Origin of the sequence: Natrinema caseinilyticum (genome assembly GCF_024227435.1) — an archaeon.
Lineage (GTDB): Archaea > Halobacteriota > Halobacteria > Halobacteriales > Natrialbaceae > Natrinema > Natrinema caseinilyticum.
On the sequence record NZ_CP100445.1, the window covers coordinates 821,402 to 838,414 of the forward strand.

15 protein-coding genes and 1 pseudogene are annotated in these 17,013 nt (G+C 63.3%); 9 read left to right on the forward strand and 7 right to left on the reverse strand.

The annotated features are described in order from the left end of the window. Window positions 1-307: 307 nt before the first annotated feature. The 4 genes from NJT13_RS03985 to NJT13_RS04000 form a co-directional block, all read right to left on the reverse strand. The gene (locus NJT13_RS03985; protein ID WP_254525380.1) at window positions 308-739 is read right to left on the reverse strand and encodes an FAD synthase family protein; all 432 of its coding nucleotides are present in this window, start codon (window positions 737-739) and stop codon (window positions 308-310) included. A 100-nt stretch (window positions 740-839) separates the two neighbouring features. After that, window positions 840-1,337 carry a Mov34/MPN/PAD-1 family protein gene (locus tag NJT13_RS03990; protein ID WP_254524204.1) on the reverse strand — a complete coding sequence of 166 codons (498 nt, stop codon included), beginning with the start codon at window positions 1,335-1,337 and terminating at the stop codon, window positions 840-842. A 155-nt stretch (window positions 1,338-1,492) separates the two neighbouring features. Then, complete coding sequence (locus NJT13_RS03995) at window positions 1,493-1,969, reverse strand: type II toxin-antitoxin system VapC family toxin (protein ID WP_254524205.1); 477 nt, start codon at window positions 1,967-1,969, stop codon at window positions 1,493-1,495. After that, window positions 1,966-2,250 (reverse strand): AbrB/MazE/SpoVT family DNA-binding domain-containing protein, encoded by a 285-nt coding sequence (locus tag NJT13_RS04000; RefSeq protein ID WP_254524206.1) that lies wholly within the window; start codon window positions 2,248-2,250, stop codon window positions 1,966-1,968. Before NJT13_RS04000 ends, NJT13_RS03995 begins: the two co-directional genes overlap by 4 nt. A gap of 180 nt (window positions 2,251-2,430) precedes the next feature. On the opposite strand from NJT13_RS04000, the gene han reads away from it, so the two are divergent. Further along, window positions 2,431-4,335, forward strand: a complete 1,905-nt coding sequence (gene han, locus NJT13_RS04005; protein ID WP_254524207.1) for a Hef-associated nuclease — start codon at window positions 2,431-2,433, stop codon at window positions 4,333-4,335. 248 nt (window positions 4,336-4,583) lie between these two features. After that, window positions 4,584-8,509 (forward strand): annotated as a pseudogene (locus NJT13_RS23385) (glycoside hydrolase family 97 N-terminal domain-containing protein). 156 nt (window positions 8,510-8,665) lie between these two features. Here NJT13_RS23385 and NJT13_RS04025 read toward each other — a convergent pair. Further along, window positions 8,666-8,989 carry a ribbon-helix-helix protein gene (locus tag NJT13_RS04025; protein WP_254524209.1) on the reverse strand — a complete coding sequence of 108 codons (324 nt, stop codon included), beginning with the start codon at window positions 8,987-8,989 and terminating at the stop codon, window positions 8,666-8,668. Between the two features lie 98 nt (window positions 8,990-9,087). Next, window positions 9,088-9,357, reverse strand: coding sequence for a hypothetical protein (locus tag NJT13_RS04030; protein ID WP_254524210.1), 270 nt, complete (start codon window positions 9,355-9,357; stop codon window positions 9,088-9,090). A gap of 95 nt (window positions 9,358-9,452) precedes the next feature. Between NJT13_RS04030 and NJT13_RS04035 the strand changes: the two genes are divergently transcribed. The 3 genes from NJT13_RS04035 (at window position 9,453) to NJT13_RS04045 (ending at window position 12,485) form a co-directional block, all read left to right on the forward strand. Beyond that, window positions 9,453-10,376, forward strand: a complete 924-nt coding sequence (locus NJT13_RS04035) for an HhH-GPD family protein (RefSeq protein ID WP_254524211.1) — start codon at window positions 9,453-9,455, stop codon at window positions 10,374-10,376. 424 nt (window positions 10,377-10,800) lie between these two features. Then, window positions 10,801-11,499 (forward strand): helix-turn-helix domain-containing protein, encoded by a 699-nt coding sequence (locus NJT13_RS04040; RefSeq protein WP_254524212.1) that lies wholly within the window; start codon window positions 10,801-10,803, stop codon window positions 11,497-11,499. A 395-nt stretch (window positions 11,500-11,894) separates the two neighbouring features. Then, window positions 11,895-12,485 carry a DUF7344 domain-containing protein gene (locus NJT13_RS04045; RefSeq protein WP_254524213.1) on the forward strand — a complete coding sequence of 197 codons (591 nt, stop codon included), beginning with the start codon at window positions 11,895-11,897 and terminating at the stop codon, window positions 12,483-12,485. A 27-nt stretch (window positions 12,486-12,512) separates the two neighbouring features. Here the strand turns inward: NJT13_RS04045 and NJT13_RS04050 are convergent, their stop codons facing one another. After that, the gene (locus tag NJT13_RS04050; RefSeq protein WP_254524214.1) at window positions 12,513-12,962 is read right to left on the reverse strand and encodes a hypothetical protein; all 450 of its coding nucleotides are present in this window, start codon (window positions 12,960-12,962) and stop codon (window positions 12,513-12,515) included. A 557-nt stretch (window positions 12,963-13,519) separates the two neighbouring features. Here NJT13_RS04050 and NJT13_RS04055 point away from each other — a divergent pair. From NJT13_RS04055 to NJT13_RS04070, 4 genes are all read left to right on the forward strand, one after another. Beyond that, entirely contained in the window at window positions 13,520-14,251 is a 732-nt protein-coding gene (locus NJT13_RS04055) for a GNAT family N-acetyltransferase (protein ID WP_254524215.1), read from the forward strand. Between the two features lie 118 nt (window positions 14,252-14,369). Beyond that, the gene (locus NJT13_RS04060) at window positions 14,370-15,323 is read left to right on the forward strand and encodes a hypothetical protein (RefSeq protein WP_254524216.1); all 954 of its coding nucleotides are present in this window, start codon (window positions 14,370-14,372) and stop codon (window positions 15,321-15,323) included. A gap of 88 nt (window positions 15,324-15,411) precedes the next feature. Beyond that, complete coding sequence (locus NJT13_RS04065) at window positions 15,412-16,593, forward strand: redox-regulated ATPase YchF (protein ID WP_254524217.1); 1,182 nt, start codon at window positions 15,412-15,414, stop codon at window positions 16,591-16,593. A gap of 149 nt (window positions 16,594-16,742) precedes the next feature. Next, on the forward strand, window positions 16,743-16,991 hold the full coding sequence (locus tag NJT13_RS04070; RefSeq protein ID WP_254524218.1) for a hypothetical protein: 249 nt from the start codon (window positions 16,743-16,745) through the stop codon (window positions 16,989-16,991). Window positions 16,992-17,013 lie beyond the last annotated feature (22 nt).

Genomic DNA, 17,013 nt, shown 5'->3' on the forward strand with positions numbered 1-17,013 from the left:
CCGGCCCGTGTGACCGAATAGCAGATAGACCGCTCTATGTGTAAATACTGTCTCCAGTGCGAGTGGCAGGTTAGCACGACCGATGGCTATACCAAAAAGGAGGTGTCCGAGAAAGCGATCGAACATTTCGTCGAAACGGGACATACGGTCGACTCGCTCCGGCTTCCACCACCATCGATACTCCAGAATTGAGCGGAATCTGACGGGCCGCCATCGGTGCGCGACCCAGTCGGACGGCTCGCTTCGGCCCGTCGGTGGGTTCCGAGCCGCTCGACGCTGTACACCGGGCGAACGGCCGACGACCTCGTTAGCCTCTCCGCGCTACGATTCTGTCGATGATCAGCCGCGTCGACAGCAGTTCCCCTTCACGTGTCGACTCTCGGGCGCTCGCCCGTCGAACCTCGCAATCGATGCCGCGGCGCTCGAGTTCGGTTTCGATGGCCTCGTCGTCGTGGTGCTGGTCGTGGCCCAGCGCGATCACGTCGGGATCGATCTCCTCGATCGGAACGAAGATGTCCGCTTCGTGACCCAGCACGGCTTCGTCGACGGCCTCGAGCGCGTCGACCACGTCTCGGCGCTGCGTCGCCGGACAGATCGGGGCCGCCTTGTGATCGACGTTGGCTTTGCGCGCGACGATCACGTACAGTTCGTCGCCCATCGCTGCGGCCTCCTCGAGGTAGTGAACGTGGCCCGGGTGGAGGATGTCGAAGGTCCCCTGGGCGATGACCGTCCGCGTCATGCGGTCCTCGCTTTCGGGGTCGCCGGTTGCAGTTTGCACGTCGGTTCGGTCGCCGTTCGTCCGGTAGTCACTGGAAGCATCGTCTCGGGAGTCCCAAATCTCATCGTCGCAGTTCCTCGTCGATATCTGCCTGTGTGAAATCGAAGAAGTCCTCCGTCTCGGGTAGGTCGACGTCGATTACGTTCAGCTGTGTCGGCTTTCCGTGCGAATCGAACGCCCGCCAGTCCGTTCGGCGGTAGGGCGCGCCGATGATGACGTGGACGCTTCCCCGGCCGAAGGTGTCCAGATCCGCGTCGCTCGGGCTAATCACGCCGTTCGGATGGGAGTGGATGCTCCCTAACGCCTTCACGTCGTTCGGAATCTGACTCGTCTTGACGGTCGCGCTGACGCTGTTGGACTCGGTGCCGGGCACCACGAGAACGTCAGTGATGACCAACCCGTCCCGGTCCACTCCCAGACGGTCGGCCTCGGTCCCCCTGAGGAACCCCATGTACTCGTTCGGATGTGTCGCCTCCGAGGACTCGAGGGCGAACTCGAGGGTTTCCTCGGCGATGCCGAGGATCTCGCTCGAGCGAAACAGCGCGTCGAACAGCCCCATACACCCACGTCAGGCCTTGCGGTTGCTAAACGTTCCGATGCGCCCGCTATCGCGCATCGTCTCCTAGAGTCCGATTCGAGTCGGAGCGCACAGCCGATCCGTTCACCCATGCAAAGCGACCCGAGAAGATCGTGCAAGTACCGCTTCGTTGGTACTCATTCGGGAGCAACACTCAAGCCCGGAAAGTACGTCCGATAGAACCCGGTATCGAAGGTGACCAGCACATCCGCTTCCGTACTGGCGTGGCCGCCGATGAGAAAGTCGGCAGCGATGTGCTGGCGCGGGGCGAGATTGGTGGCACACACCCGGCAGGTACTCTGTTGCTTCGCGCCGCAAGAGGGACACTGGAGCCCGTCCGGTCCCCGATCGGTATATCGCTGGAACGCCTGTCCCGCTCGGAACAACGCGTTTCCAGAAGGGTCGACGAGTTGGATGCTGAATTCCTCGAGAAATCGATCCAGGTCACTCGCCGTCTCGAAGTGACCGTCGGCAGCGAGTTCGGCGTAGACGATCGGTGTGATGACGGTCCGGCCTTTTCGATGGGCGTTTCGAAGTGCTCGTTCGCTGGCGTCGGCGTAGTCATCATCGTACAGCAGTGCGAGGAGCGCGTTCGTATCGACCGCCGTCGTCACGGTTCGTCCCTCGAATCAGCGGGTACACCGTCATCACGTACGCTGCGGGGATAGTCACCGCGGAGTCGACGCATCCGGTCGGGCATCGTCTCGTCGCTTTCGGCACTACCGCGGTATTTCTCGAACGGATCGTCACCGTCTCTCGTAGTCGGTTCTCGCTTTCGAATCGCGTACCCGGAATCGGTCGCTTCGAACGAAATTTCGTCGCCCGGCTCGATTCCGAGTCGATCGCGAATCTCTTTCGGTATCGTGACCTGCCCTTTCGTGGTGACGCGTGGCATCTTCAGTCTTACATTCGAAGTAATACCTAATCAGTATTACTCCGGTCGTCCTCGACCGGCAAACGACATATTCGAAGGAAGGATTGGTTTACGCGGGTTCCAGGGGCTACCGTGGCGCCTCGAGTCGACATCCCTTCTTGACAAGGGTTATACGCGACCACCCCCAAACGGCGAATTAAGATGACGCGTGACTCCGCCGGGGAACCCGGCGCAGACGACGGGGATTCCGTCGTCTACGATCTCGCCCCCGATTGTACCGCTGAAGACGTCGAACAGGGCCATCCCTATCTCTCCGAAATAAACGGTATCGTCGACTATGGTGTCTTCGTCGATCTCTCCGACTCGGTTTCCGGTCTCGTCCACGAATCCGTCCTCACTGGAACGTACGGCGTCGGTGACGAACTCGTCGTCGAACTCGAGAGCGTCCGCGAAAACGGAGACATGGCTTTCGAACCGGTCGACATCGACGAGTACGAACTCGAGGAAGTCGGTCACGATTACTCGCTGACCGGCACCCACCGCCTCGAGAGCAACCTCGGCGAGCAAATCCACGTCGAAGGAGAAGTCACGCAGGTCAAACAGACCGGCGGTCCGACGATCTTCCACGTCGCCGACGAGAACGGCGTCGTTCCATGCGCCGCCTTCGAAGAGGCGGGCGTCCGCGCGTACCCGACGATCGAGGTCGGCGACATCGTCCGCGTGACGGGGATGCCGGAACATCGTGAAGGGTCGGTACAGATCGAAGTCGACGGCCTCTCGAAGCTCGAAGGCGAGGACGCCGACGAAGCCCGCGAACGCCTCGACGAGGCGCTCGAGGCCCGCGCCGAACCCCACGACGTCGCGCCGCTGATCGACTGGCCGGCCTTCGAAAAGCTCCGCCCGAACATAGAGGAAGTCGCCCGATTGCTCCGCCGGACCGTCCTCGAGGGACGCCCGATTCGGGTGCGCCACCACGCAGACGGCGACGGAATGTGCGCCGCCGTCCCCGTCCAGATCGCGCTGGAGCGGTTCATCGCCGACGTCCACGAGGACGAAGACGCACCGCGCCACCTCATCAAGCGGCTTCCGGCGAAGGCACCGTTCTACGAAATGGAGGACGCGACGCGGGATCTCAACTTCGCGCTCGAGGACCGCGAGAAACACGGCCAGCAACTCCCGCTGTTGCTCATGCTTGACAACGGCTCGACGGCGGAGGACGTTCCGGCCTACGAGACCCTGGCCCACTACGACATTCCGATCGTCGCGATCGACCACCATCACCCCGACCCAGAGGCGGTGGGCGACCTGCTCGACGCCCACGTGAACCCGTACCTCCACGACGAGGATTACCGGATCACGACCGGGATGCTCTGTGTGGAGCTCGCACGGATGATCTATCCGAACCTCACCGATGAACTCCGCCACATTCCAGCCGTCGCAGGCCTCTCGGACCGCTCGAAGGCCGACGCGATGGACGACTACGTCGAACTCGCCGCCGACGAAGGCTACGACGAAGATCGACTGCAGGACGTCAGCGAGGCGCTCGATTACGCCGCCTTCTGGCTGCGATACAACTCCGGCGATCAGCTGATTCAGGACCTGCTCGAACTCGACAGCGACGACGAAGCGCGCCATCGCGAACTCGTCACGTTCTTCGCCGACCGCGCCCGCGAGGAAGTCGACGAGCAACTCGAGGCCGCGATGCCTCATCTCGAACACGAGACGCTGGACAACGGGGCACACCTCTACCGGATCGACGTCGAGAACTACGCTCACCGATTTACCTACCCCGCACCGGGGAAGACCACCGGCGAAATCCACGACCGCAAAATCGAGGAGACGGGCGACCCGGTCATCACGGTCGGGTACGGCCCGGACTTCGCCGTGTTACGGAGCGATGGCGTCCGACTCGACATCCCCACGATGGTCTCCGAACTCGAGGCCGAAATCGCAGGCGGTGGCGTCTCCGGCGGCGGCCACCTCGTCGTCGGGTCGATCAAGTTCGTCAGCGGCAAGCGCGAGGAGGTCATCGACGCCCTGGTCGAGAAGATGGCCGAAGCAGACATCGACGAAGCCCTCTCGAGTGCCGCACCGATCGACGACTGAAAGCTGCCAGCCACCAGCCCACCTGTCGCGGGCGGTTTCGGGCCTCTTTTCGTCGAAGCGCTGGACCCGTGGCGGGAAACGGTAATTCGGCCGTCCAGTTGCTCCCCGTGAGCCAGTTCAGTCGGACGGCTGCCGTCTCACGCGGGCAAACGCGGATATCGCGACGAAATTTCCCACCCGTTCCCAGCTAGTCATAACTATATTTAGTAGTAAATTTTTAGTGCAAGGGCGGAGAGGCACTTTCTGAAATGATTGATGAATATTCTCAACAAACATTCGAGGGGTATCGACGGCGGGGACTGCTTGGCGGCGCGGCGTCGCTCGTTGCGGCGGCGGCGTACTCGTTGACCATCTCGGCGGACCGGGCATCGCCGGTCGGTGCGGGTGACGATTCGGCGTCCCAAACGGTTTCGTCACCGGACGGAAGCGTAACCGTGACTATCGACGTCGTCGACGGGAGGCCGACGTACAGCGTCTCGTTCGAGGAGAAAACTGTTATCGACGCCTCGCACATCGGATTCGAGTTCCAGAACCAGCCTGCGTTCGGCGTCGGAAGCGACGCGCCGACCGTGACCGTCACTGGGAGCGAACGGAGGACCGTCGATACGACGTGGGAACCGGTCTGGGATCGGTACGACGAGATCCGAGAACGCTACGCGGAGCTCCGACTCGGACTCGAGGAGACCGACGGGCAGGGTCGGGGCGGCACCTTGGAGATACGGGTGTTCGACGACGGTCTCGGGTTCCGGTTCCTCTTCGACGAGCGCTTCGGCGATCCGTTCGTCGTCACCTCCGAGCGGACCGAATACGCCTTCGCAGACGATTACGAATCGTGGTGGATTCCGAACGATTACAACAACTTCGAGGTCGAGTACGAGCAGACCTCGCTTTCGGAAATCGGATCCACGCTCGAGACGGATATGGGCGGCGCGTTCGACGGCGTCCACACGCCGATGACGATGCGAACCGGCGACGATCACTACGTCAGCGTTCACGAGGCGAACCTCGACGATTACGCGTCGCTCGCGATCGCGCCGCAGGAGAGCGGTGACACCGACTTCGAGTCGACGCTCGCCCCGCTCCCGGACGGGACGAAAGTATCCGCGTCAGCACCGCACGTAACGCCGTGGCGGACGATCCAACTCGGCAGGCGGCCGGGCGAACTCGTCGAATCGAATCTCGTCGTCAACCTCAACGACGATCACAGCGACGACGTGTTCGTCCAGGGGACTGACTGGATCCAGCCCCAGAAGTTCATCGGGGTCTGGTGGCTGATGATCACCGGTCGCGCCGACTGGGAGTATCGGGGCCCTCAGACCGGCAACCACGGTGCACAGACCGGGCGCGCGAAGCAGTACATGCACTTCGCGAGCGAACACGACATTCCCGGCGTGCTCGTCGAGGGCTGGAACACAGGGTGGTCGAGCTACCCGGGCGATGGCAGCGAGTTAGACTTCACGAAATCGTATCCCGACTTCGACCTCGAGCGCGTGACCAGCTACGGCCCGAGCCTCGAGCCGCCGACCCAGATGACGATGCACAACGAGACGGCGGGGGATTTCAAAAATTACGAGTCACAGCTCGACGACGCCTTCGACCTGTACGACGATCTCGGCATTCGGACGATCAAGAACGGCTTCGTCTCCGACAACGGGAACATGGCTGGGGAGGGGCACAATCATCACAATCAGGTGCTCGTCAACCACCACACGCTGGTCGCGGAGACGGCCGCGGCCAATCGGCAGATGCTGGATATGCACGAGCCGATCCACCCGACTGGCCGCCGTCGTACGTACCCCAACCTGATGACCCGCGAAGGCGTGAAAGGCCAGGAGTACGATGCGTTCGGCGAGGTTAGCCCCTCCCACCACGTCACGTTCCCGTTCACGCGCATGCTCGGTGGCCCAGTCGAGTACACCCCGGGGATCTTCGACATGGACTCCGGTTCCGGCGGCATCGAGACGACGCGTGCGAAGCAACTCGCGATGTACCCGACCTACTTCAGCGGCCTCCAGATGGTCGCGGATCTCCCGCGTTCGTACCTGGCAGACCAGCCCGCGACGCTGCGAGTCGGTGCGGTCGCCCAGGCCGAACACGCCGACCTCGACGGATTCGATACCAGGTCGGAGTGGGCCAACGCGCAGGGTGAGCGTACGTCCCGTTCGCCGCCACCAGCGTCGACAGTGGTTCGACGGCCACGTGGTCCGTCGAGAACGTCACTGTCGGCGAGTACGCCGTCCACTTCCGGGTCGCCAACTACGAGGCGGGCAACGGACTCGACGACGGCGTGAACGCGACGGCAACCCTCCAGGTCGACGGTGAGCCGGTCGAACAGCTATCGATGCCGGGAACCGAGTACTGGGACGTCTGGACGACGACGACGACGACCGTCTCGCTCGAGGACGACGATACGGAACTCGGAATAGCCCTGACGGGCGAGGACACGGGCGGGTTCAATCTCGATGCGATCGCCGTCACGGAGTCCGGACGGTCGATGCCCGAGCCGGACGAACCGCCGATCACGGGGCCGACGGCCCCCGAGTTCCAGTTCATCGAAGACGTCCCGGCCGCGGGCTGGGACGACACGCGCGTCCTGGACTCGTCGATCGGTGAGTACACGATCATCGCTCGGAAGAAAGACGACGAGTGGTACGTCGGCGCGATGACCGACGAGAGCGGGCGCGCACTCGAGGTGCCACTGGATTTCCTCGACGACGCGCCCGGCAACGGCCGCGGCGGGAATGGGAACCGTGACCGAGATCGGGACCGGGACCGGGATCGTGATCAAAACCGTGACCGGGATCGCAACCGTGACCGAAACCGGGACCGGGATCGCAACCGGAACGGAAATACGAGTATCGAGTCCCAGTGGGGCCACACAAACCGCGACGACCGGTGCCCGGGGAACGGTCACGGACCCGTCAACGATCAAGGGCCCGGCAACGGCCAGAGACCCGACGATGGCCAGAATCCCGGCAAGGGCCGGACGAACGGTCAGTACGTTGCGGAGATCTACTCCGATGGCATCGACGCGGACTACGACGACGATCTCGAGGACGTTCGAATCGACGAGACGATCGTCGACACGTCCACGACGCTGCTGGTGTCGATGGTCGGATCCGGTGGAACCGCCGTTCGTCTCCGCCCGGCGACGCGAGAGGACAGAGAATCGCTGCCGCGGTACGACCGTCCATCACAGGAGATCGACGTGTCGATCGGCGGAGAAACGTTCGTTCGGGAGCCGTTCATCTCCGCGACCGGCTCCAACGACGGCGACTACATCGGCGGGACGACCGTGGAGGTCGTCGTCGATGGTGACCTCGTCGATTCGGAAAACGTTCGGATCGCACCGGGCGCGAGCGACCAGCAGTTCACGTTCGGGTCGACGATCGACACCCCGGGAACCTACCACGTGCTCGTCCGAACGTCGGACGGAGACGTTCTCACCAACCGAATGGTGACGGTGAAACCACCCGAAACCGTCGCCTCGTTCGCCGATCCGAGCGGCGACGATCACGGACCCGGCGGATACACGTATCCCACCGCCGACGCGTTCCCGGAGGGCGTCTTCGACCTCCGGTCCTTCGAGGTGACGCGGACCGACAGCAGCGTTCAGTTCACCGTCTCGGTCGAAACCCTGAACAACGGGTTCGGGAGCGATCGAGGCTTCTCGCCGCACATGTTCGTGCTGTACCTCCGCGACCCGACCGCCGACGGCGGCACCACCACCGAGGTCGGCGACCTCGGACTGGCCGCGGACTTCGACTCGGCGTGGCACTACCGCCTCGAGATCAGCGGCTTCACGAAGAGCGCCGTCGACGCCAGTGGCAATCCGCTCACCGACGCCAACGGAAACGCGATCGCCGTCCGCGAGGAGGTCGATCCCGACGCCAATGCCGTCTCGCTGTCCGTGGATCGGACCGCCTTCGGCGGGACAGATATTTCGGACCTCGAAGTCGTGGCGATGCTGCAGTCCGAAGACCGGGGGACGCTCCGACCGGTCGCCGAAGCCGCCGAAAAATACGCGTTCGGTGGTGCAAAGGCTGGTGCGGCCGACAACGCGCCTCGCGTCATGGACCTGGTGACTCCCGGTGACGTCAGCCAGGCGGAGGCGCTATCGTACTCGGCTGACGAACGAGCGACGCTGCCGTTCGTCCCGCTTTCCAACGGCTAGAGTAGTCGTCGAAACGATTCACCCATCGCTCGCCGGACGGCGAGCGGGGTGTGCACTGACTTTCAACGACTACTGTATTGGCGTTCCGAACCCGAACTGCAGGGTCGAACGGCAGTGCGAGACGATTCCTCCCCGCGTTCGACGGTTGTAACGGTATCAAAACTGGTAACGCCGCTCGTCGTCCATCGTCGGATACTGGTCCGCCCCGGTCATCTCTTCGAAGGTCATCCCGGAGAGGTATTCGTCGTAGGTCACGTCGTAGGCCGTCCGGAGCTGGAAATCGAGCTTGCCGGTGTCGACGGTCGACTGGAAGAGCATGTGTATCGCCCGACGGACGAGTTCGTCGGTCTCCTCGGGTTCGAGTGCCGTCTCGAGCAAGGCGAGTTCGGTGCGCGTCTCGCGATCGAGGGAGACGGACAGTTCGTCGCCGATATCCGAATACGATTCCGTGACGTCGTCGGTGAGACCGTCGAGGCTCATACGAGAGGGGACTCGAGCGCGCCGGATAGGCCTTTCTTGTCGCGTCGACGGGAGTCGGAGATCGAACCGACGGTCGTTCGGCCCACCGCCGCACCGGTTCACCGATCGGCGCCGCAGTACTCACACGCGTCAGCGTCGGCGTCGATTCGCGCGCCGCAGTTCTCGCAATTCGTCCGTTCCAGGCGGTTTGCCGGGTCGAACTCTGCGGATTCTCGCACGGTAACGACGACTCCGATCACGACGACCGAGCCGCCGAGGGCCGTCCATCCGAGGGGGCCGATCGAGAGATAAAACAGGATCACGAACGGTGCGGCGACGAGCGCGAAGCCGAGGGCGACGAGTTTCGGATCGAGCGACTGCGAGCCCATGGCGGCGAATCGACGGAGTCGCGTGAAAAAATGCGACGGGATCGCGCGACGATGGACCAGCACTCATAAACCCGCCGCTTCCCTACGCCCCGCCGATGACAGCAGAGGCCCGGGAGTGGGCGTTGCCCGACGACAGCGAGACCGTCCGCGACGCGCTCATCGCGTGGTACGAAGCCGACCACCGCGAGTTTCCCTGGCGACGAACGGACGATCCGTACGCGATTCTGGTCAGCGAGGTGATGAGCCAGCAAACCCAGCTCGGCCGGGTCGTCGAGGCCTGGAAGGAATTCCTCGAGCGCTGGCCGACGACCGCCGACCTGGCCGCGGCCGACCGAGCGGCAGTCGTGGGGTTCTGGTCCGATCACAGTCTCGGGTACAACAACCGGGCGAAATACCTGCACGAGGCGGCCCAACAGGTCGAAACGGCGTACGACGGCGACGTTCCCGAATCGCCCGCGGAACTGCAGGAACTGATGGGGGTCGGTCCGTACACGGCCAACGCGGTGGCGAGTTTCGCGTTCAACGACGGCGACGCGGTCGTCGATACGAACGTCAAGCGAGTGCTCTATCGCGCCTTCGACGTCCCCGACGACGATTCGGCGTTCGAAACTGCCGCGCGCGAACTCATGCCCGACGATCGGTCTCGAGTCTGGAACAACGCGATCATGGAACTGGGAGGGGTCGCCTGCGAACGGACTCCGCGCTGCGACGAGGCCGGCTGTCCGTGGCGTGAGTGGTGTACGGCGTATGCGAGCGGCGACTTCACCGCTCCGGACGTCCCCAGCCAACCGAGTTTCGAGGGGAGTCGTCGACAGTTCCGCGGCCGCGTGATCGCGACGCTGCGAGAGTACGAGGCCCTCGAACTCGATACGCTGGGCCACCGCATTCGCGTCGACTACGCCCCCGACGGCGAGTACGGCCGCGAGTGGCTCCACGAATTGCTGACCGACCTCGAGTCGGACGGGTTAGTCGAACTCGACAGAAACGACGACGCGTTCACCGTTCGACTGAAGCAGTGACCGAATTTGTCGGCCCGCTGCCAATCCGTCCCCTTCGGATGGCAGTTATCGCGACGGGGGCCGAACCGTCGAAATCGACAGCCAGTGACTGACGTCGTGCATTCCCTGTTGCCAAATTGCCAGACGTTGGCCAAGTAAACCATCGACGGCATTACTACTTGTAGCTGCTCGGCAATTGCATGAACTGAGAACGGTCGAAGTCGGTAGCTGCGCTCGGCGGGTGTCGGCTCGCACCCCCTCTCACGGTCCTGGCCGGTGAGCCACGATCCGAACGACCGTCCCCAAACATCGGGCTGAAACGGATCGGGACCGTCACGTTACCGAGGGTGACACTCTCGGGAGAGAGACAGTCAGCGGAGTTGGGTGGCGGGAAAGGCTACCGGTAACCAAATCCGTCTATACGTCTTTGTGGTGGTCTTCGGTGATGACCACAGTCGTCGAACTCGAGATTCCGGCCGATCGGCTCGGACTCTCCCGGACGTTCGATCGAGTATCGACGTTCCAGTTCCAGGTCGGTGGAATGATCGGTGGCTCTCCGCCCCTCGTCTGGGCGGGGGGACCGGATTGTACGACCGTCACGACGGCGCTCGAGTCGGACCCGTCTGTAGAGGTGATCGCGAGCGTCGCCGACGACAGCGCGGGATCGACGGCGGACGACGACGTCGGTGCCATGCCGAGCGATCGCTGGTTGTTCCGACTCGAATTCGGAGACGGAGTGAAACTGTTCGAACAGATCGTCACGGAAAACGACGGCGCCATCCTGACGGCACAGGGTCGCGACGATCGGTGGATGTTGAAGTTGCTCTTTCACGATCGGGAGTCCATCTCGGCGTGTCACGACCTCCTCGAGCAGTACGAATTCAGGGTCAACGTCACCCGGATAAGTGGGGTCGACGATCTGGCGACGGCGCGAACTCCGCTGACCGAAACGCAGTACGAAACGATCTGTAAGGCGCACGAATTGGGGTATTTCGACGTTCCGAGGGGAGTCACGCTCAAAGAGTTGGCCGCGGAACTGGACATTTCCCACCAGGCGCTCTCCGAACGACTCCGCCGAAGTCACGCCGCACTCGTCAGCGCGGAGCTATCCGATCGAACCGCCCCGATGGAGATCGACCCCTGACCGATCGGCCGACTCACCACTCCACTCGAGTTCGACGATGGGGTCGAATAACGAGACGGACAGTGGTCTCCGTCGCGACGAGACGACTCCCTCGCGCTCGATCGGACGCTGCCGCACGATCGGTCCCATCAGCTCACGATAGTGTTTGGAATGAATACAATAGTCCGGCGTCGATACTGAGGGACCGGGACGCTACGACTGGCAACTGGTGGTGTGTCACACGATTTCAGCACTCATACTCCCTCGTTTCGGTTCATCTGGCTCTCTCGCGACCAGCGCTGACGAACCGCGTGAGCGACCGTTCACTCGTTCTCCGCGGCCACGCATCGTGTACGCCGTTCAATAAGTGCGTAGTTTTATCTGTCGGATTGGGTTATTGTCCGCAGTGAACGAACGTGCTCGGGCGCAGTCAAACTGATACCGTCGACGAAGCGTCTCGAGCGTCGGATGAAATCGAAACGCCGGCAGATCTCGACCTGGACGATATCTACCACATTCTGCAGACGAAACGCCGACGGGACGTTCTCCACTACCTCCGCGAGTCCGACGGACGGGTTCGACTCCGGGAACTCGCGGAACAGGTCGCCGCCTGGGAACAGGGAACGCCCGTCGACAACTTGAACTCGAGCGAACGCCAGCGCGTCTATATCTCGCTGTATCAATCACACCTTCCGAAACTCGACAATCACGGAATCGTCAACTACGAGAAGGACCGCGGCTGGGTCGAATCGACACCGCTGACGTCACAACTCGATCCGTATCTGGATTTGTCGCGCGGGGACGACACGGCCGATCGGTGGCCGCTGTGGTACGCGGGCACGGTCGCCCTCTGTAGCATCTTTCTCGGTTCGATCGCGATGGGGCTCGTTCCGATCGACGGCCTTCTCGGAGGGACCGTCGTTCTCGGTGCGTTCGCGCTTCTGACCGGCGTCCACGCCTGGTCGACCGACGCGGCCTCGCTCGGTAACGCAGGCAAAAACGGGTAACGTCGAACGAAACGCCAGCGACGACCGTCAGTCGGCGCGGGAGAGGGATGGCGCGTTCGATTCGCGGGATCGCTCGAGAAGCCGATGTGCGTGAAAGGCGACCGAGAAGTCCTGTGGGCTCGGAAGCGCACAGGCGAGCCAGCCGATCGCCGCGGCGGTGACGATCGGCGTCTCGGTCGTCATGTGACCAGCGAGGCCAAGTCCGAAGACGGGAATCGCGAGGACAGCAGGTGCGAGTGCAGCGAGGCGCATGACCCAGGGCGGTTCACCACCGGTCGGGCGGGGATGGACGGCAGCCCAGGGATGCGTCGTGAGAACGGATCGGAGTCCGTCGGCGCGGCCGGGAAAGTACGAGACCGAGTACTCGACGCGTCCGAGTCGGAGCACGAGCACGTGCATCCACTCGTGGGCCAGTACTCCCGCTGCTACCGCGAGCGCGAGCGAACAGCCAGCGATCACCACAGTCGATCCGATCATGGGGAACGCGAGATGAACACCTGTCGGTACCCCGTCGACTCGGGACGGGAACGTCTCTCGCGCAATCAGGTCGAAGAGCTGATAGCACAAGGGTGTCCGGCTGTACACGTTGTCGCCTTAAGATGTCGGACGGGGTCGGAAGACGGCGGAGAAAGCCTCGAGCAACGGGGGAGGGAGGTACCAAGAGAACGGATGGAACGGCCAGCGTTGATTCGACCGCCAGTGTGGGGCCGCTGGTCGAGGCGTTCAGGAAGCCGTCGTCGAGGCTGTCGTGTGATCCGTCTCCCGATCGTCCTGTCGCGGATCCGACGAGGAGAGTCGCTCTCACGTCCCGACGATGGGTGTCCATGGGTTCCGACGGGTTCCGCGAGGACGGGCGTGTTCTCATCGACGGACGTGGCGAATGCCACTCCCGTCGTTCCGCTCCGCAACAGCCGCCTCCCGGACGAATTGCGGAGGTTCGATGCGCGTCTCCTCCTTCGACGCCCGCTCCGACGGTTTCGATCCGATGACTGTCGCCGGCAAGGATTAAGTAATGCCGAGTGGTACCGTATGTCATGGCTACGACTGATGCGCTCGAGTTCGGTCACGAGGATCGCAAGCACATTTACGAATACGTCGAGCGCCACGGTGCGGTCGATCCCGACGAGGTACAGGAGCGCCTCGGCCTCGATCCCGGCGGGTTTCGCCACCACGTCGCGATACTCAAGCGGGACGGGCGACTCGAGCAGGAAGACGGAACGCTCAGAGTAACGATCGATGCGGGTGCCGAAGAGGAGTACGTCTCGGAGGACCTCGAATTCCACATTCGGCCGGCGCGCCAGGAGGATCTGACGGGGATCGTCGGAGCGATCAGACAGGTCGCCGAAGAGAAGACCTACATCGAAGCCGAGAGCGTCGCCGACGAGATCGATCACGAAGAGACCTTGCTCCGGCACAACGAACTCGAGTCTCGAATGTTCTTCGTCGCCACGGTCGAAGACGAAGTGGTCGGCTGGGTCCACCTCTACGCGCCGGAACTGGAGAAGCTGAGCCACACCGCCGAACTCACCGTCGGCGTCTTAGAGGAGTATCGCAACCACGGCGTCGGCTCACACCTCCTCTCGCGAGGCCTCGAGTGGGCCGGTTCGAACGGCTACGAGAAAGTCTACCAGAGCGTGCCATCGACCAACGAGGAAGCGATCGCCTTCCTCGAAGAACACGACTGGGACACTGAAGCGGTCCGACAGGACCACTACATGTTGAACGGCCACTACGTCGACGAAGTGATGATGGCTGTCAAATTGTAGCTACGTTTCCGTTCGAATATCCAGAACGTGTCGGATCACAACCAATCTGATTTATGTGATCGTCTCTGGAAGCGACTGGTATGCGTTTTGCTACCCCCGCGCGGTACGAGTGGGAGGGATGGGGCTCGCGCTCGCGATCGCCGGAATAGTGCAGACGCTCGAGACGCCGGTCACGCACCCGGTCGACGCGTTCGAACTGGTGATCTCGTTGTTGGTCCCGACCGGGCTGGCGACCGGCGGGTATTGGCTGGCTAGTCGCAACGTCACGGCCGACGTCCGCTGGCGGGTCGTAACCAGAGTCTCGTTCGGTATCGTCGTCGCCTGTGCGGTCGGCGTCCTGTCGATCGGTTACGTGACGTTCGAAGGCGGCTCCGTGAACCGACCGCTGTCTCTCGTGACCTCGCTGGCTGCAATCGGCGGTGCAAGCGGCTTCCTCGCGGCGATGTACGCGGCGGGGCGGACGAGCACGGCCAAATCGACGGACGCGGGGACGACGAGGCCGGTGTCGACGACGGCGAACGAGGTCCCAGAGTCGGTCGAGACGCCCGGAAGCGACGGTGCCACAGCTACGTCGGCCGCGACGTCCCCGTCGGGACCGTCTCCCACACGCTCTGCAGGTGCCACCGCTGATCCGTCCGGGGCCGGCACCCGCGCTCACCTCGACGTCGCGTTCGGTCCCGACGCAAGCGACGGCGCGAGACGACGGTCACCACCGGAACGGACCGCGAGTCTCGAAACCGTCGCGGCAGTTCCTACGACCGCGGAGACGATCCTCGAGGTCCTCGGCGACGAGCAGGCCCGGATCACGCTGGCAGTTCTCTATCACGGACACGGCGGCGAGAGACGGTCCGTCGCCGAGCTCACGCGCGTCGTCGCCCAGTATACGGACGCCCGCGCTGGCGTCGTGGCGAGATCGCTTCGACACTCGACGTTGCCCCGACTGCACGAGATTCGAGCCATCGACTGGGACCCGTCAACGGATCGCGTGATGGCGTCGGACCAGGCCGTCTTCGAGGAAGCCGTTCGAGAAGCGGTGGTTCTGCTCGAGACGTTCGAACCGGGAACGAGATAGCAGCGGCCGCGCGGACGGCGGAGAACGGACCGCAATCCGGCGTTGCGGAATCGAAAGGTAGTTTTCCCGGACCCTGCTACCCTGAGCCATGCTTTCGATCGCGCTTGCCGGGAAGCCAAACGCCGGCAAGTCCACCTTCTACACGGCGGCGACGATGGCGGACGTAGACGTCGCCAACTATCCGTTCACCACGATCGACGCCAATCGCGGGGTGAGTTACGTCCGGACCGAGTGCCCCTGCCTCGAGCGCGACGAGCGGTGCAACGCCGACAACTGCGAGGACGGCAAGCGCTACGTCCCGATCGAACTCCTCGACGTCGCGGGACTCGTTCCGGGGGCCCACGAGGGGAAGGGACTCGGCAATCAGTTTCTGGACGAACTCACGAACGCGGACGTGATCGTCAACGTGGTCGACGCCTCCGGCGGGACCACCGAAACGGGCGACCCCGTCGACGTCGGATCGCACGATCCGCTCGCCGACATCGACTTCGTCGAAGAAGAGATGGATCTCTGGCTCGCCGGTATCGTCGAGCGCAACTGGGAGTCCGTCGAGCGAAAATCCCGCTCGCCCGACTTCGACATCGACGACGTCCTCGCGGACATGCTCTCAGGTTTCGGTGCCTCGCCGACGCAGATCGCGACCGTCCTTCGCGATCTGGACTACCCCGAGGATCCGATCCAGTGGGAGGACGCACACCGCGAGGCGCTCGCTCGAGACGTTCGCCGGCGGACCAAGCCGATCGTCGTCGCGGCGAACAAGATCGACGTCGCCCCGGCGGAGAACGTCGATCGCCTGCTCGAACTCGACAAGCCGGTGATCCCCACGACGGCCGAGGGTGAACTCGCACTCCGCCGGGCGGCCGACAACGACCTCGTCGCGTACGACCCCGGCGACGAGACGATCGAGATCGGCGACGACGTGACTGACGCTCAGCGGGAGGCGCTCGAGGGGCTCGCGGAGACGATGGACGAGTGGGACGGCACCGGGGTTCAGGCGGCGCTCGATTACGCGGTCTACGACCTGCTCGACCACGTCACCGCCTATCCGGTCGAGGACGCCTCGAAATGGTCCGACGGGAGCGGGAACGTCCTGCCCGACGCCTTCCTGCTGCCCCGGGGATCGACACCGGTCGACCTGGCGTACACCGTCCACTCGGACATCGGGGACGGCTACCTCCACGCGGTGAACGCGAAGACGAATCGCGAAGTCAGCGATGACTACGAACTCGAGGAGGGCGACGTGATACAGATCGTGTCGACGGCGTCGTGACGAGGGCCCGACTTCAGAGAGCGCCCGGCGATGTCGTGACCCCACATCGTCCATCCCGGTCGGACGTAAACTGGACGTTCTTGCGCACTCTCCGGCCGATTGTCGGATAGAGATGCGCTTTTCGCCGGTGGCAGTGTATACTTCATACGATGCCACGCCAAATCCGGTTCCCCAAGACGAAACGAGAACGCGCGATGTCGGCACAACTGGCCGCGCTCAACGAGCGTCTCGAGGTGATCGAGCGGCGCCACTGCAAGCTTCAAAACACGGTCGAAGCACTCGGACGCGAAGCGGGGGTTTCGGTGGGATCTCCGTGCAGTCACTGCGACGAGAGCTACATGCTCATCAAAAACGGTCACATGTACTGTCCGCACTGTGGTCACCGACGGACGATGTAGTGTTCCAGGACCGCACCTGAGA

What these genes read in the sequence shown, in the direction of transcription:
- NJT13_RS03985 (WP_254525380.1), bottom strand. Translation starts at nt 739, where the DNA reads ATGACGCGGACGGTCATCGCCCAGGGGACCTTCGACATCCTCCACCCG.
- NJT13_RS03990 (WP_254524204.1), bottom strand. Translation starts at nt 1,337, where the DNA reads ATGGGGCTGTTCGACGCGCTGTTTCGCTCGAGCGAGATCCTCGGCATC.
- NJT13_RS04000 (WP_254524206.1), bottom strand. Translation starts at nt 2,250, where the DNA reads ATGCCACGCGTCACCACGAAAGGGCAGGTCACGATACCGAAAGAGATT.
- han (WP_254524207.1), top strand. Translation starts at nt 2,431, where the DNA reads ATGACGCGTGACTCCGCCGGGGAACCCGGCGCAGACGACGGGGATTCC.
- NJT13_RS04025 (WP_254524209.1), bottom strand. Translation starts at nt 8,989, where the DNA reads ATGAGCCTCGACGGTCTCACCGACGACGTCACGGAATCGTATTCGGAT.
- NJT13_RS04030 (WP_254524210.1), bottom strand. Translation starts at nt 9,357, where the DNA reads ATGGGCTCGCAGTCGCTCGATCCGAAACTCGTCGCCCTCGGCTTCGCG.
- NJT13_RS04035 (WP_254524211.1), top strand. Translation starts at nt 9,453, where the DNA reads ATGACAGCAGAGGCCCGGGAGTGGGCGTTGCCCGACGACAGCGAGACC.
- NJT13_RS04040 (WP_254524212.1), top strand. Translation starts at nt 10,801, where the DNA reads ATGACCACAGTCGTCGAACTCGAGATTCCGGCCGATCGGCTCGGACTC.
- NJT13_RS04050 (WP_254524214.1), bottom strand. Translation starts at nt 12,962, where the DNA reads ATGATCGGATCGACTGTGGTGATCGCTGGCTGTTCGCTCGCGCTCGCG.
- NJT13_RS04055 (WP_254524215.1), top strand. Translation starts at nt 13,520, where the DNA reads ATGGCTACGACTGATGCGCTCGAGTTCGGTCACGAGGATCGCAAGCAC.
- NJT13_RS04060 (WP_254524216.1), top strand. Translation starts at nt 14,370, where the DNA reads ATGGGGCTCGCGCTCGCGATCGCCGGAATAGTGCAGACGCTCGAGACG.
- NJT13_RS04065 (WP_254524217.1), top strand. Translation starts at nt 15,412, where the DNA reads ATGCTTTCGATCGCGCTTGCCGGGAAGCCAAACGCCGGCAAGTCCACC.
- NJT13_RS04070 (WP_254524218.1), top strand. Translation starts at nt 16,743, where the DNA reads ATGCCACGCCAAATCCGGTTCCCCAAGACGAAACGAGAACGCGCGATG.